The sequence below is a fragment of the Bifidobacterium leontopitheci genome (assembly GCF_009193355.1).
GTDB classification, from domain to species: Bacteria; Actinomycetota; Actinomycetes; order Actinomycetales; family Bifidobacteriaceae; genus Bifidobacterium; species Bifidobacterium leontopitheci.
The window spans coordinates 1-15,815 of sequence record NZ_WBVT01000025.1 but is presented as its reverse complement, the minus strand read 5'-3'; the positions used below and the strand labels follow the sequence as shown (position 1 = coordinate 15,815).

At 61.2% G+C, this 15,815-nt stretch carries 12 protein-coding genes and 2 CRISPR repeat arrays; of the genes, 10 read left to right on the top strand and 2 right to left on the bottom strand.

The window, feature by feature from the left end; translation table 11 throughout:
* Positions 1 to 76: 76 nt before the first annotated feature.
* Genes casA through cas2e form a run of 7 tightly spaced genes read left to right on the top strand, consistent with a single transcriptional unit; the run spans position 77 to position 6,406 of the window.
* Entirely contained in the window at positions 77 to 1,765 is a 1,689-nt protein-coding gene (gene casA / locus F7D09_RS07840) for a type I-E CRISPR-associated protein Cse1/CasA (RefSeq protein ID WP_226836112.1), read from the top strand.
* Between the two features lie 2 nt (positions 1,766 to 1,767).
* Positions 1,768 to 2,391, top strand: a complete 624-nt coding sequence (casB, locus tag F7D09_RS07835; protein WP_152234841.1) for a type I-E CRISPR-associated protein Cse2/CasB — start codon at positions 1,768 to 1,770, stop codon at positions 2,389 to 2,391.
* 46 nt (positions 2,392 to 2,437) lie between these two features.
* Entirely contained in the window at positions 2,438 to 3,571 is a 1,134-nt protein-coding gene (cas7e, locus tag F7D09_RS07830; protein WP_152234840.1) for a type I-E CRISPR-associated protein Cas7/Cse4/CasC, read from the top strand.
* Positions 3,572 to 3,573: 2 nt separating this feature from the next.
* Positions 3,574 to 4,335 carry a type I-E CRISPR-associated protein Cas5/CasD gene (gene cas5e / locus F7D09_RS07825; protein ID WP_152234839.1) on the top strand — a complete coding sequence of 254 codons (762 nt, stop codon included), beginning with the start codon at positions 3,574 to 3,576 and terminating at the stop codon, positions 4,333 to 4,335.
* A gap of 12 nt (positions 4,336 to 4,347) precedes the next feature.
* Positions 4,348 to 5,058, top strand: a complete 711-nt coding sequence (gene cas6e, locus F7D09_RS07820; RefSeq protein ID WP_152234838.1) for a type I-E CRISPR-associated protein Cas6/Cse3/CasE — start codon at positions 4,348 to 4,350, stop codon at positions 5,056 to 5,058.
* Positions 5,055 to 6,014, top strand: a complete 960-nt coding sequence (gene cas1e / locus F7D09_RS07815; RefSeq protein ID WP_152234837.1) for a type I-E CRISPR-associated endonuclease Cas1e — start codon at positions 5,055 to 5,057, stop codon at positions 6,012 to 6,014. The genes cas6e and cas1e overlap by 4 nt, the downstream gene beginning before the upstream one ends.
* 29 nt (positions 6,015 to 6,043) lie before the next feature.
* The gene (gene cas2e / locus F7D09_RS07810) at positions 6,044 to 6,406 is read left to right on the top strand and encodes a type I-E CRISPR-associated endoribonuclease Cas2e (RefSeq protein ID WP_152234836.1); all 363 of its coding nucleotides are present in this window, start codon (positions 6,044 to 6,046) and stop codon (positions 6,404 to 6,406) included.
* A 115-nt stretch (positions 6,407 to 6,521) separates the two neighbouring features.
* Positions 6,522 to 11,737: direct repeats of the CRISPR family, unit length 29 nt; unit sequence GTGTTCCCCGCATACGCGGGGATGATCCC.
* A gap of 97 nt (positions 11,738 to 11,834) precedes the next feature.
* Here cas2e and istB read toward each other — a convergent pair.
* The gene (gene istB / locus F7D09_RS07800) at positions 11,835 to 12,599 is read right to left on the bottom strand and encodes an IS21-like element helper ATPase IstB (protein ID WP_152234835.1); all 765 of its coding nucleotides are present in this window, start codon (positions 12,597 to 12,599) and stop codon (positions 11,835 to 11,837) included.
* Complete coding sequence (gene istA, locus F7D09_RS07795; RefSeq protein ID WP_152234834.1) at positions 12,596 to 14,053, bottom strand: IS21 family transposase; 1,458 nt, start codon at positions 14,051 to 14,053, stop codon at positions 12,596 to 12,598. Before istA ends, istB begins: the two co-directional genes overlap by 4 nt.
* Positions 14,054 to 14,224: 171 nt before the next feature.
* Positions 14,225 to 14,801: a CRISPR direct-repeat array (repeat unit 29 nt; unit sequence GTGTTCCCCGCATACGCGGGGATGATCCC).
* Between the two features lie 56 nt (positions 14,802 to 14,857).
* Between istA and F7D09_RS07790 the strand changes: the two genes are divergently transcribed.
* The 3 genes from F7D09_RS07790 to F7D09_RS07780 are packed head-to-tail and all read left to right on the top strand — an operon-like array spanning position 14,858 to position 15,612.
* A complete protein-coding gene (locus F7D09_RS07790; protein ID WP_226836110.1) occupies positions 14,858 to 15,103 on the top strand; it encodes a hypothetical protein in 246 nt (81 codons plus the stop codon).
* A gap of 49 nt (positions 15,104 to 15,152) precedes the next feature.
* Positions 15,153 to 15,356, top strand: coding sequence for a hypothetical protein (locus F7D09_RS07785; RefSeq protein WP_152234833.1), 204 nt, complete (start codon positions 15,153 to 15,155; stop codon positions 15,354 to 15,356).
* A gap of 49 nt (positions 15,357 to 15,405) precedes the next feature.
* Positions 15,406 to 15,612: a hypothetical protein gene (locus F7D09_RS07780; RefSeq protein WP_152234832.1), complete on the top strand. Its 207-nt coding sequence runs from the start codon at positions 15,406 to 15,408 to the stop codon at positions 15,610 to 15,612.
* Positions 15,613 to 15,815: the final 203 nt, after the last annotated feature.

Below are 15,815 nucleotides of genomic sequence, written 5' to 3'. Positions count from 1 at the left end.
TTATGGCTGCTATGATAAAACCAATAGACAAACCGAGGACCGTCATAGATGACGGAGGGAAAGGTCGGCGGTTAAATTGAGTGGTGCTGCTTCTCCAAGACGATTCAACCTCCTTGACGAGGCGTGGATGCCGTGTGTATTCTCTGATGGCAGTTTCAGAGAGCTGTCTGTGCGGGAGGCGTTCCGGGAGGCGCCGCACATTCGCTCGGTCTCTGGTGATTTGCCGCAACAAAGCATGCCGATGGTCCGCCTGTTGCTAGCGATTCTGTACTGCGTATATTGCGACGCGGACGCTTCCCAGGATGATATGCGGAAAACATGGAAGTTTTTTTGGGACGCCGGAACGTTCAGCATGAATACGATTGACGAGTATCTTGATGAATTTCACGATCGTTTTTATTTGCTGGATCCTGAGCGTCCGTTCTATCAGGTCCCAGGTCTGGCGTATGAAGGCAAAAAAGAATATGACCCGATCGGCGAGATGATTGCCGACGTACCCAAGCCCGACAAATACCTGTTCTCCATGCGCTCCTCAAAGGCCTTGACGTCCATTGGCCTTGCCGAAGCCGCGCGCTGGCTGATATTCCTGCAGGCGTATGACACGGCGGGAATCAAGACGCCCGTAGTCGGCAATACCCACGTCAACAAGGGCAAGGTATATGCCCCCAAGGGGATGGCCGGCACTGGTTGGCTGGGAGCGCTCGGACCGGTCATGGTTGAGGGTGCGACATTGTTCCACACGCTGATGCTGAACTGGTGTCTATATGACGCCAATGATGGTGAGAATCGGTTGTTTGGCAACGAGGATGACGTGCCGCCCTGGGAACTGGACGAGCCGTCCGGCGCCGATCTGACCATTCGCACATCATTCACCGGTCCGGTGGATGCGTTGACCTTCCAAACCCGGCGTCTGCGTTTAGCGTCGAACGAGGACGATTCACGAGTTATCGGCATCGTAAATTGCTATGGCGACGTCATCGCCCCATATAACACCGACAGCTATGAAAAGATGACGGCATGGCGTGTAAGCCCGACCCAGCAGAAAAAGCTCGGACTGTCGACTCCGCCCCTGATGCCGGTCACCCATGACGCCGGCAAGGCGCTGTGGCGTGGTTTGGGGCCGATGATCGCGGTCGGTGACAGGGATTTGCGTCCTGGGGTGATTCGGTGGGTTGAGGAGCTGCAAAACGCGGGATGTCTGGATCCGGATGAGCACATCCTTGCCTCGTTCTCAATTCACACGCAGGGCATGACGTACGGAACCCAAAGCAGTGTGTACGAGACCGGCATTGACGACGTGCTGACGTTGCCGTTGGTCTTCTCCCGGGCGGATTATCCGGCGATCAACGCCGTGGTGAAGATCATTGACGACACACGTATGGCGGTGGATCTCGTGCTCACGAATTATGTGCGCAATTTGTCGGCCGCTGCGGGAGACCATGCATCCGGCAGCCGGGCTCAAGCCGCATCCGATCATGTACGTGAGAACGCTTATGCGCAGCTTGACGCCCTATTCCGCGATCGTTTAGCTGGTTTCACCGCCGATAAGGACTACGAGTCCTATGGAAATCTCTGGCGGACCGATACTCGCCGGATTTTGATTGATATTGGTCGGGAATATCTGGCCGATTTCGATGCGCCGATGTTCGTTGAACGTGACAGCGGCAAAATGGGCACAATGAGCGTCGCACGTGCCACACAGCTGTTTTGGGGCGGTCTGAATAAGTACTTGGGTGTCAACACAAACAACAAGGAAGGAGAGTAACGATGCGACGATTCTTCTCTCGCGATACGGCGAAGGAACTGGGGTTCTTCGTCAACAAGCAGGTGTTTCGGTTGCAAAACGAGTACACCAAACGCGATGGTGGCACTCCACATTCCAGAGCTGCATTGGCGCGGCTCAGGCGTGATCTGGACGGTGGCGCTCCGGCGTGGATGATGATTGGCGGAGACCTGTTCGGGGAATGGCCGGAAACCCTGCCCGCTCCGGATGAGGATCCCGCTGCGCTTCGTGCGGTGAAAACCACGTTGGAACTCTATGCGTTGCATCAGCAGTCCCGCAGTCGCGGAGTCGCCCAAAGTGTCGAGAGCGCCCGTACGCGGCGCATGACCTTTGGTCGTGCGTGTCGTCTCATCGAACCGGACTTGGAACATGCGGACGGGGTGAAACGCAGACTCTCCTCCGCGGAAGCCGCGCCGGATTTTGAAGGCGTGGTACGCAGTGTGCGGGCGTTGATCATGCTGATGCGTGGAGCTGGTGATGGGGCGATCGTGCTCGACTACCGTTCCCTAGCTCAGGATTTGTATCAGGTCCAGTTCCCGGACGTCCGCGAGGACGTGTTCCAGCGCTGGAGCATGGACTACTACTCCAAGTCCGCAATCACCCAGTAAACCAACACATGCGAACGATCCACCATAAACACGAAAGGACAAGATCATGTTCATCGACCTGTACGATTTGCAGAATGTGCCGCCGAGCAACATCAACCGCGATGACACCGGCAGCCCGAAGGTTGCCCGTTATGGCGGCGTGCTGCGCTCCCGCGTCTCCTCACAGGCGTGGAAACGCGCGATGCGGGAGATGTTCCCCTCTCTGCTGGACTCCAGTCGTCTTGGGGTACGGACCAAAAACGCCGTATCCCTGATTCGTGACTCAATCGTCGCGAAGCGGCCTGATTTCGTCGAGGATGCGGAGACGCTAGCCAAATGCGCATTGTCCGCCACCGGCGTCAATGTCAAGGAATCGGATCGCGCGGGCAAAGACAAGGGCACGTTGGCCACGGATTATCTGATTTTCATTGCGCATCGTGAAATCGACCAGTTGGCCGATGTCGCAATCGCCTGGCAGGATGCCGGTGTCAATACGGCGTCCAAACCGACGGCTGCGATGAAAAAGGAGATCGACGCCGTGTTCCATGGCGTTCAGGCCGTGGACATCGCGCTGTTCGGCCGTATGCTGGCCGATGCCCCTGATCTCAACACCGATGCCTCGGCCCAAGTCGCGCACGCGATCTCCGTCGATCAAATCACGCCGGAATACGATTATTTCACCGCTGTGGATGACTGCGCTTCGGACGACAATGCGGGCGCTGCCATGCTGGATACCGTCGGTTTCAATTCGTCCACGCTGTATCGGTACGCAACATTGAACGTCGATGCCCTTCAGGATCAGTTGCAGGATGCGGCGGCCGCTGTCGAAGGCGCTGCGGCGTTTGTGGAGGCGTTCATCCGATCCATGCCGACAGGCAAGCAGAATACATTCGCCAACCGCACGCTGCCCAATGCATGCGTGGTGATGCTCCGGAACGATCAGCCGATCAACGTGGTCGATGCGTTTGAAGATCCCGTGCGTCCGCAGGAAGGAACGTCGGTCTCCCGGCAGGCGGCTGTCCGACTGGGGCGCAAGCTGGCCTATGTGCAGTCGGCGTACGGAGAGCGGCCGCGACAGGCATGGAACATCACCGCTGATGAACCGGTGCCCGAATTGGATGCCGTGAGCGCGCATGTATCGTTCCCCGAGCTGAAAGCCGAGCTGAAGGCCGCTTTGACTCAGGCGTTGACCGGGGAGTGACCATGAGCGTATTGTTATTGCAACTTGCAGGGCCGATGCAATCGTGGGGTGATTCGTCACGGTTCGTGCGACGCGAGACACGCGCCGAACCGACGAAAAGCGCGGTGATCGGTTTGCTGGCCTCCGCCCAGGGACGTACGCGGGAGGATCCCATCGAGGATCTGCTTGGCCTGCGGTTCGGTGTGCGGGTCGAACAGCGCGGTCGGATCATGCAGGATTTCCAAACGGAAAAATCACTGTCCCGCAAACGCAACTCGCGTGAGTTCGACAAGGTGATGCCGTTGACATACCGGTATTATCTGGCTGACGCACGTTTCCTTGTGGCCTTGGAAGCTGAGAAAACGGTGCTTGAGAACTTGGATCACGCTCTGCGTTCGCCGCGATGGCCGTTGTACTTGGGTCGACGATCCTGCCCGCCCGAGTTTCCGGTCACCTTGGGCGTCCACGACGAATATGACGATGTCCGCCAGGCATTGGAACGGGAGCCGTGGCGTGCCTCGAAATGGTACAAGCGGCGGTATCCGGACCAGCAGCTGGAAATCGTCTGCGATGCGGCGGATGGCGAATCGTTCATGACGCAGCCTGATATGCCTGTGACATTCAGCCAAAAGGATCGACGCTACGCCGGCCGCGCAGTGCATAGGTATCGTATCGACAATCTTGGTGACGTCGGTTCGGACGCCATGCATCGGCAACCGTCGGCGGTCGACGAACCGCCGACGTTTGATTCCACCGGCGACGCCGATCCCATGAACTTTGCCTAGGAGTATACGACTATGTTCATTTCACGAGTGCCGCTCAATATGGCCAGAGTCAGTGCGCAGCAGCTGGTGGCGTCCCCGTATCGCATGCATGCGGCGGTGGAAAGCGCGTTCCCACCGGACGGTGTGCGCAGCAGCGATGACGGGCGCATCCTATGGCGGTTGGATGCGCTGACGCAGGATCACGGCGTCTGGCTGTATGTGGTCAGTCCAGATGCGCCGGATTTTACGCATATCATCGAGCAGGCCGGATGGCCCACACATATGGAATGGGAGAGCAAGGACTATTCGCCATTGCTTTCGCGAATCGCGGTCGGTCAGCAATGGCAATTCCGGTTGCTGGCCAACCCCGTGCGCAAGGCGCTCGCGGATAAGGGCCGGCGCCCTAGGGAGAACGGTGAAGGCATCGTGGGCAAAATCCAAGGACATGTCACGGCTACGCAGCAACGTGACTGGCTGATCGCGCGGGCGGATGCCCATGGTTTCGAAATCCTGCTCGACGATAACGGTGATCCCTCGGTGACGGTCAGCCAACGGCATCAGGAACGGTTCGGCCGAGAAGGGAAAACCGTCACGTTGACCACTGCCATGTTCGACGGGCGGCTGCAAGTGACGGACGCCGATCTGTTTCGTCGGACGCTGTGTCATGGTCTCGGCAGGGCCAAAGGTTTCGGCTGTGGTCTGATGACCGTGGCTCCGACCCGGACGCAGTCGGCGCAATCATGAGCGGCGGCAATAAGGTTCCCGGGACGCCTCCGCCCGAACTCAATGAGCTGGTCCGGGCGGAGGACCGCATGTCATTCGCATACTTTGAGCATTGCGTAATCAATCGCTCGGACAATGCCATTACGGTCATCGACGGAACGGGGACTGTGCATGTTCCGGCCGCGTCGCTGGGTGTGCTGATGCTCGGCCCCGGTACGTCGGTCACCCACCAGGCCATGACAGTGATTGGCGATAATGGCGCAACGGTAATTTGGGTAGGGGAACGCGGAGTTCGTATGTATGCGTTCGGCAAGCCGTTAACTCATTCCTCGACTTTGCTGCAAGCCCAGGCGAGATTGGTCTCCAATACCAGAATGAGGCTGTCTGTGGCCCGAGCGATGTATCAGATGAGATTCCCCGATGAGGATGTCAGCCATCTGACGATGCAGCAACTGCGCGGACGCGAAGGCGCCCGCGTACGCCGTATCTATAGGGAATGTTCGGAGCGCACCGGCGTCGCATGGGATAAGCGGACTTATGACCATGAGGATTTTGAAGCTGGCAATGAAATCAACAAGGCCCTGTCCGCCGCGCACACCTGTTTGTACGGTTTGGCCCATTCGGTCATCGTCGCGCTCGGCTGTTCGCCGGGACTGGGATTTGTCCATGTGGGGCATGAAAGATCGTTCGTATACGACATCGCGGATCTTTACAAAGCTGAATTGTCCATCCCCGTGGCGTTCGAATCCGCTGCGGCGAAACCTGATGACATCGGCTCTGCAACGCGGCATCGGATGCGCGACGCCGTGTACGACCTGTCTATCATGAAGCGGATGACGCGGGATATCCGTGGGTTGCTCGGCAATCCGGACGTTGATGATGATTCGAATGCCGATCATGTGGGCTTGTGGGATGAGAAAGCAGGCGAAGTAGACGCAGGCGTTTCCTATGGCGATGACTCCGAAGACGGGGAATAGCTGAGGAACTGCAAGAAAGGTCGTATGCGATGGTAGTGATAGTGCTGACCGCCTGCCCTGTCGGACTTCGTGGCGATTTGACGCGGTGGCTGCTTGAAATATCGGCGGGTGTCTTCGTCGGCCATGTCAGTGCCAGGGTTCGTGACCGGCTGTGGAAACGAGTCATTGAGTTAGTTCGGGACGGTCGAGCAATTATGGTGTATTCCGCACGTAATGAACAGCATCTCGCGTTCCGGATACACCATGCTGATTGGGTGCCAGTGGATTGTGATGGTCTGGAGCTTATCAAACGTCCTAAAGGTTTTAAAGCAAAGAAGGATTCCGAATCCGATTCTCGTCATCCGGGCTGGAGCAATGCCAGCAAATGGCGGATGGCGAATAAACGTCGATGACGGTTGTGGCTTTCGTGATAATGTGTCCCGCTCCGTCTTGATTGGTGTTAGCAAAGTGAATGAAAATGAGACGGTTCACTTTCGATATCCCCTGGAATCTCTATGATGACGAAGTGTGTTCCCCGCATACGCGGGGATGATCCCGGGGCCGACCTCCATTCACGCCATGCGTGGGCGTGTTCCCCGCATACGCGGGGATGATCCCGGTGGGCATGGGTCCGAGCGCCGATGCGGTTGGTGTTCCCCGCATACGCGGGGATGATCCCACGTCGGATTGGATGTGGTACAAGGCGCAGGCGTGTTCCCCGCATACGCGGGGATGATCCCGTGATCTTCGGCCTGACCTGGCCGCAGGTGGCGTGTTCCCCGCATACGCGGGGATGATCCCTCGCTGACCCAGGTGATGCAGATGGAGACCCGGTGTTCCCCGCATACGCGGGGATGATCCCGGGACGATTCGGTTTTGTATCTTGCTTATTTTGTGTTCCCCGCATACGCGGGGATGATCCCTGGCCCACGACCCCCTGCAACGGGATCAGCAGGTGTTCCCCGCATACGCGGGGATGATCCCTTCAGGTGCCAGCCGCGGGCGCGCGCCCGGAAGTGTTCCCCGCATACGCGGGGATGATCCCCATCCAGACGGGTCCGAACAGTCAGCCGCGCAGTGTTCCCCGCATACGCGGGGATGATCCCTGGCCGATGAGGTCCGCCAAGCGTGGCGTCTCGTGTTCCCCGCATACGCGGGGATGATCCCAGTGACACTTTGCTGTCCTCCATGTGGCATCTGTGTTCCCCGCATACGCGGGGATGATCCCGCCCAACTGGCGAGCAGTGCACCGTCATCGGCGTGTTCCCCGCATACGCGGGGATGATCCCACCTATGCGATGACGCGCGTCACCCGACGCAAGTGTTCCCCGCATACGCGGGGATGATCCCCTGCCGGAACTGTCCATCGTCATCGACATCAGGTGTTCCCCGCATACGCGGGGATGATCCCCGCTCGGCAAGGCCATGGGCGGCGCCGGCGGCGTGTTCCCCGCATACGCGGGGATGATCCCCAGTCGCGTGGCACGCTGCCGATTCTGAAGTGGTGTTCCCCGCATACGCGGGGATGATCCCGTCTGTATCTGTGGCGTTTCCAGCCCGGCGCGGTGTTCCCCGCATACGCGGGGATGATCCCCAAAACCGGCAACGCCAACCGGCAGATACCCCGTGTTCCCCGCATACGCGGGGATGATCCCGGCACGGAGTCGCTGGAATCGTTTTCGGTGAGGTGTTCCCCGCATACGCGGGGATGATCCCGTATCGGCCTTCGTCATCTACTGCGTCGAAACGTGTTCCCCGCATACGCGGGGATGATCCCGTGGACGCGAATTTTTGCGCGGAGTCGGACGCGTGTTCCCCGCATACGCGGGGATGATCCCCGTGACAGTGTATTGACCCGCCGTCGTGCTCTGTGTTCCCCGCATACGCGGGGATGATCCCTGGAGATGATAGGCAGACGTTGGAATTACGAGGTGTTCCCCGCATACGCGGGGATGATCCCAATATGGCGCGTGTCTGAGTCGTATACCGGTTGTGTTCCCCGCATACGCGGGGATGATCCCGATGCCTTGAATCACCTGCGTTACCGACGTGAGTGTTCCCCGCATACGCGGGGATGATCCCCCGCTCGCCAACATGATCGCATGGGCCGGCCTGCGTGTTCCCCGCATACGCGGGGATGATCCCTATTCGGCGTATCAGTGCCGACGATCAGCGAGGTGTTCCCCGCATACGCGGGGATGATCCCACAACACCATCAAGGCAGAGCCGAGAGCAGTCGTGTTCCCCGCATACGCGGGGATGATCCCTGCCTCGGCCGAAAACAGTCACACGCCGATACGTGTTCCCCGCATACGCGGGGATGATCCCAAGGGCACCGAGCGCGATAATGAGCAAGACGGGTGTTCCCCGCATACGCGGGGATGATCCCTTCGCCAAAGAGGCCGACACCGCACAGGGGCAGTGTTCCCCGCATACGCGGGGATGATCCCGCCTACAGGCCCGAAGGCTGAACATGAAGGACGTGTTCCCCGCATACGCGGGGATGATCCCGGCCGACCGACGGCGCGCTTGTGTCACGCTTCGTGTTCCCCGCATACGCGGGGATGATCCCGCGCTAGTCGATAACGCGCTCCGTACGCTGTTGTGTTCCCCGCATACGCGGGGATGATCCCTGCGTAATCAACGGCATGATGGACGTCAACGCGTGTTCCCCGCATACGCGGGGATGATCCCCAACCAGGACGCGCCGGACCATCTTCGAGGCGGTGTTCCCCGCATACGCGGGGATGATCCCGGGTGAGACTACTGACGGTCTTTCGTGTGATAGTGTTCCCCGCATACGCGGGGATGATCCCGCGAAAATGTGCGCGACGCGCAATGATTGCTTGTGTTCCCCGCATACGCGGGGATGATCCCGCGAGCGTCAGGGCGACGGTCACGCCCTCGGGGTGTTCCCCGCATACGCGGGGATGATCCCACGTATATATACACGCGCCGCCGATCATGCGGGTGTTCCCCGCATACGCGGGGATGATCCCGCGGCCACGGTCGGGTCGCTTGAAGCCCATGTGTGTTCCCCGCATACGCGGGGATGATCCCCTATGGGCGCGAGCCTACCCGTACGCCGTGCAGTGTTCCCCGCATACGCGGGGATGATCCCTGCCGCCTCCCGTGGGCGTGCATTTCAGCACCGTGTTCCCCGCATACGCGGGGATGATCCCCGCACCGACTCGCTGGCACTGCGATGCTCCAAGTGTTCCCCGCATACGCGGGGATGATCCCTGGACGCGTCGGTTATCGCGCTCCTGTCCGTAGTGTTCCCCGCATACGCGGGGATGATCCCCGTGATTCCCGTCGTTTGCCGCGCGTCACATGGTGTTCCCCGCATACGCGGGGATGATCCCGGTAACGGGTCGCTCGATCACGTGGGTATCGTGTGTTCCCCGCATACGCGGGGATGATCCCGGCGGTCAATTGGTAGCGGGGCATGGATTTGAGTGTTCCCCGCATACGCGGGGATGATCCCGCTACAGCACCAAATGGGTCGTCGACGACATCGTGTTCCCCGCATACGCGGGGATGATCCCAGGGTCGTGGGCCGGAATGGCGCATGCTGGAGGTGTTCCCCGCATACGCGGGGATGATCCCCAGGTCAAGCGTGCGAAGCTCCACCTCTCGACGTGTTCCCCGCATACGCGGGGATGATCCCCAACAGGGCCTCCGGCCGGCTACTCCGGCTTTGTGTTCCCCGCATACGCGGGGATGATCCCCCCAGCCAAGAGCCTGGAACGCGCCTTGGATGGTGTTCCCCGCATACGCGGGGATGATCCCCACATTGTGCGAGGCGTGCGAAATGAGGTTCTGTGTTCCCCGCATACGCGGGGATGATCCCGTGTCGAAAACGCCTTTTATGGCAGACAGGACGTGTTCCCCGCATACGCGGGGATGATCCCGGGTTAACGGTTGACGGTGCCATAGGAGTAGTGTGTTCCCCGCATACGCGGGGATGATCCCCTGTCTGCGGTCAGCGTCATCGACGAGCTGCGGTGTTCCCCGCATACGCGGGGATGATCCCTGACGACCCGCCGCAAGCAATACTGTCTCTCGGTGTTCCCCGCATACGCGGGGATGATCCCGATATCCGTATCCCGCAGGGTATCGTGACCGCGTGTTCCCCGCATACGCGGGGATGATCCCCAGACGGACTTCTGGTATCCGAACCTGCCGGAGTGTTCCCCGCATACGCGGGGATGATCCCGTCCATTCCCGCGCGGTCAACTCTGCAAACAGGTGTTCCCCGCATACGCGGGGATGATCCCCTCCAATAGTGTCAACGGGGCGCATTCGATGGGTGTTCCCCGCATACGCGGGGATGATCCCGCGGGGCACCCACCCCACACGGCCGATATACCGTGTTCCCCGCATACGCGGGGATGATCCCCGTCTTAGGGTGATGGGCCAGTGCCGATTCCTGTGTTCCCCGCATACGCGGGGATGATCCCCGCACGGCAAAACCGTGCACGGCATGGAAACGGTGTTCCCCGCATACGCGGGGATGATCCCGCGCAGCTGGTCGAATCGTTGTGTGCGGGGCAGTGTTCCCCGCATACGCGGGGATGATCCCGGTTTGCGGGTCACGTTCGCGCCGGTGACCTCGTGTTCCCCGCATACGCGGGGATGATCCCGATCATCAAGGCGGATTAGATGGGATACGCGGGTGTTCCCCGCATACGCGGGGATGATCCCGCGGGGGGTCTCCCCACACGGCCGATATACCCGTGTTCCCCGCATACGCGGGGATGATCCCCACCTAGCCGCGTGGCCGGGACGTTTCGCCATGTGTTCCTCGCATACGCGGGGATGATCCCTGGGACACGGTGAAGAAGGCCGGTGCCGCCGCGTGTTCCCCGCATACGCGGGGATGATCCCCCACATGCCGAACTCGAAACGGTAGAACGTGGGTGTTCCCCGCATACGCGGGGATGATCCCCCACATGCCGAACTCGAAACGGTAGAACGTGGGTGTTCCCCGCATACGCGGGGATGATCCCGGGTCTATGCTCTCCTACAACGGCGGAACGGCGTGTTCCCCGCATACGCGGGGATGATCCCATGGTGGGTGCGAGCGGCCCGTGCCCCTGGTTGTGTTCCCCGCATACGCGGGGATGATCCCGGTACGTGGCGCCGCCGCCGGACGCCATGCGCGTGTTCCCCGCATACGCGGGGATGATCCCCGTGCGACCCCGGCGACCTTCAGTCTCGCGGAGTGTTCCCCGCATACGCGGGGATGATCCCCGGCTTGTCGAACACGGGATTCGGCCACTTATGTGTTCCCCGCATACGCGGGGATGATCCCATCGAACAGTCATGGATAGAGTTCGCCGACTAGTGTTCCCCGCATACGCGGGGATGATCCCTGCGCGTGGACGCACGACATGAGATCGGCCGAGTGTTCCCCGCATACGCGGGGATGATCCCATCGAACAGTCATGGATAGAGTTCGCCGACTAGTGTTCCCCGCATACGCGGGGATGATCCCCGACTCGAACGCGAACAGTCGGATGTACACGTGTGTTCCCCGCATACGCGGGGATGATCCCTGCGCGTGGACGCACGACATGAGATCGGCCGAGTGTTCCCCGCATACGCGGGGATGATCCCTGAAACGGATCGCCGCCACGCTCACCGACCCGGTGTTCCCCGCATACGCGGGGATGATCCCCAACAAGGACACGGGACGTGGCCCGACGCTTGGTGTTCCCCGCATACGCGGGGATGATCCCAAGACCGGCTGTATTTTGTCAAGTTGGTGTTTCGGTTTTCGTCACTGTTTTTTTTCGGGTTTCGGCATGAAGGGTGCCGGCCGGTGGTTGGTTGTGGTTATCGGTCGTTGGTTTCCTTGCCGAACATGAGGGCCTGGCCGGCTCGTCGGCTGGGGCCGGTGAACTCGATGAGGCGTCCGTGGTGGACGATGCGGTCGATGATCGCGGCGGCGAGTTTGTCGTCGGCGAAGACCGTGCCCCATTTGCCGGATTCGATGTTCGTGGCGGAGATGATGCTGCGCCGCTCGTAGCTTCCGGCGACGGTCTGGTAGAGGAGCCTGGCGCCGTCGAGGCGCGCGGGCGCGTGGCCGGACTCGTCGATGACGGTCAGGTCGGCTCTGGCGAGGTCCTTGAGCAGGCTGTCGAGGGTGCCGTCGCGTTTGGCCTTGCCGAGCTGGAGGACGAGTTCGGCGGTCTGGCGGAAGCGCACGCTCCTGCCCGTCTCGACGGCCTTCATGCCGAGCGCGGTGGCAAGGTGGGTCTTGCCGCGTCCGGTCTTGCCGTAGAACACGAGGTCCTGCGCCCTGGCCGTGAAGTCAAGATCCGTCAATTGTTCCCTGGTGTAGCCGTCGGGCAGGCGCACGTTCGTGAAGTCGTAGCCGTCGAGGCTTTTGGGCACCGGGAACCTAGCCTGGCGCATGAGCCTGGCGCGTTTGGACGTCTCCCGGTTGGCCAGTTCCGTGGCGAGCATGCGGTCTATCGCGTCGATCTGGCGCGGGGTGGCCCATTCGAGCGTGTCGTCGATGGTGGCCTGGGAGATGAACAGGCTGCGTGCCCTCTCCCGCAGCAGGCCGGTGTCGGCCCTCTCGGTTTTCTGGTTCATGCGTCCTCCTTGGTGTAGGCGATGTCGTATTCGCCCGGGTCTATGGGATCGTCGTAGGCCACCGGCGTCATTCCCGATGCGCGTCGTGCCGCCGCAAGGCATACGCCGGCCCGGTCCGTGCCGCCGGTGGCCTCGAGGATCTCGGGCATGCCCGCCACGGCGGCCTGCCAGCCGCTCTCGCGGTCCGCGTGCAGCAAGGCGCGCAGGCTGTCGCGTCGCGTGGCCTCGTCCTGCGCGTCGATCCATTCGCGCAACGGGTCGGGCAGCGCGTCGCGCACCCGGCTGTTGGGCCAGGCCGCAGGCCGGTCGCACAGCAGCCCGAGCTGGCTTGAGGGGTCACCGCTGTCGGTCGGCTTGTCGCCGTAGGCCCTGGGATGCGCGGTCACGTGCGCGCCGCCGGCGTCGAGGATCTCCACCTCCAGGGCGCGCATGCCGACGATCATCTCCCGGCCGGCGTGTTCGGGGCCGGCCGCGTACCGGTGGCGTCCCTCCAGGATGACGTTGCCGTGCTTGTCGGCCTTCATGCGCTTCCACGTGACCACGTCGAACCGTTTGGCGGGCAGGGGCAGCAGCGCCTTGCGGTCCTCGGCGAACAGGCCAGTCTGGCTCTCGCCCTTGCGATAGTGCTCCTTGTCGCCGATCTCGAGGCACCTGTCGGGCAGGCGCCGGTTGAAGTTGTCGAGGTTCCAGACGCTGGGCACCGGCACGAACAGGCGGCGGCGCACCGCGCCCACACGCGCCTCGACCGCGCCCTTCTCATGGCCCGAGTACGGGTTGCAGAACGCGTACTCGAACCCGTAGTGCGCCTGGAACGCCTGGAACAGGCGGGACAGGCGGATTGCGTCGGACGTCCTGCGCCCCACTCCGGCCGCGTTGTCGTACACGATCCGCCGGGGCACCCCGCCCAGCCACTCGAACAGGTTCTCCAGCGCCTGGCACGTGCACTCCGCGTTCTCCCCGGGCATCAGCTGGCACGGGCTGATGTTCGAATGCGGGAAATCCAGCACGAAATGCCGCATCCGCACCGTCGAGCCCCGCCAGCGCACGTCGACCTGGCCGAAATCCGCCTGGCATTCGCCCGGATGCCACGACAGGTCCAGGAAGCCCGTCTCCCGTTCCAAAGCGGACTCGCGTTTGAGCCGGGCGACCTCGCGGGTGACGGTCGACAGGGACACGTCCGCGCCGTACTCGTCGCGCAGGCGCTCATGGATGCGCGTCGCCGTGTGCCGCTGCTTATGCCATGTCTCCCGGTCCTCGGCGAGCATACCCTCGATCACGGGCGTCCACTCGTCGATCACCGACCCGCGGCGCTTCCTCACCGGGGGTTTGGCCGACAGGTCGTCGACCTTCAGGTACTTGCGCACGGTCGGCTCGCTGACGTTCTCGTTGCGCGCTATCGACGCGATGGGCTCGCCGTTCCTGCGACGCGTGCGGATAGACTGTATTTTGGGCATGCTGATCATTTGCCTTTCCGGACCTTTCCCGAATGGAATCGAAGCACCATCAGGCTAAGGCCCACGGGTGGTCGGCATGCCTTTCCGCCCAGACCCGAAAAAACTACGTGACTAAAACCTCAACTTCTAATTGAACAAAAACACCGGCATGGACGACCACGTGTTCCTCGAGTGTTCCCCGCATACGCGGGGATGATCCCGATACGCAAAAGCCACCGGCTACCAGTCCACCGTGTTCCCCGCATACGCGGGGATGATCCCGGACCTTGCCCATTGCCGACGATCTTGCCGACGTGTTCCCGCATACGCGGGGATGATCCCTCGTCGCCCTGATGATGGCCGACCGGAAGACGGTGTTCCCCGCATACGCGGGGATGATCCCCACGCCGGCCGGTACGAGTCGCGCCGAAACGGGTGTTCCCCGCATACGCGGGGATGATCCCGGCGACGCCGAATGGACCCTCAGAGACATCGAGTGTTCCCCGCATACGCGGGGATGATCCCACGCTTGCAATGACGGCGGCGACGAACGCGACGTGTTCCCCGCATACGCGGGGATGATCCCCCGCCGGACTTCACGCCCGACAAGAGCGACCAGTGTTCCCCGCATACGCGGGGATGATCCCTGCTCCGGCGTGCATGTCTCGATAAGCGAGGGGTGTTCCCCGCATACGTGGGGATGATCCCAAGGCGGGCGATTCCGCGCATGTGCAAGCATCGTGTTCCCCGCGCAAGCGGGGATGATCCCGGCGGCAGCGGGTGCGCCGCCTACTTGGAGAAGTCCGCTTCGCATAAGCGGGTATTATGTCAAAGCAGGTGACCGGAGCCCTTAAAAACCTCATCTCGCTTATTGGAGGAACCACCATGAACAGGCCATTCATCATCGGCGTCGTCTCGACGCTGTTCGGACTCGTTTCGCTCGGCGGGGCCATCTCGGGAAACGTTGTCACTGCCGGAGGCTTCGGTCTCGCAGCGGGGCTCATGGGGCTCGCTGCGGCCATTGCCGCCGACCGTGGGAACGCAGGTTCGGCTCCGCGTAAGCGGGGATGATTCCTATCAAGCTAAAGCGCAGGAGGTGATAATGACAAAGGAGAGACCGATGGATGACGACCTCAGCGAACTGATTGAACGGAAGCTTGACGAGCTGGAAGCCGTTCAACCTTCGGACGGGGATTATCTTGACCGCCAGACCCGCAGGGAGGCGTTGGAGACGATCGCGGAACTCGGCAACAGTCCTGAAGAGAGGGTGGAACGGGTGGCTCAAGCGAATTTGGGCGCGCTGTTCCAGGCCAGCATGTTCTGAAAGGCTGTTGCGCTGCCGACGAAGCAAGTCCTTTACGAGAGGAATCGCAATGATTGACGACATCGATGACGCAATCGAGAAAAAGCTTGATGAACTCGAACTCACCGCACCCAGCGAAGACGACCAGCATTTTCCTAGGGCGGAGCGGCGGTATGCGTTGGAGCAGATAGCGGCACTCCAGACGACTCGGGAGGAGAAGGAGCGGGCAATCCGAGAAACGACCTTGCTGGAGATGTACTTGGTCAGCATGTTCTGACATTTTGCGATGGAACGTGCCCGAAAATCGGTCCGATTGAGGTGCATTGACGAGATGTGGGTGTTTTGTTTTGGGATGTTTAGCTTCAGCGGATAGTTGACGCATGTGTCAGCGGATGGTTGACGGTATGTCCTGGGGCATGGTTGACGGTCGTGCGTGGTGACAATGGTGTATGGACACTCACGCATCATCACAGGCCGGCG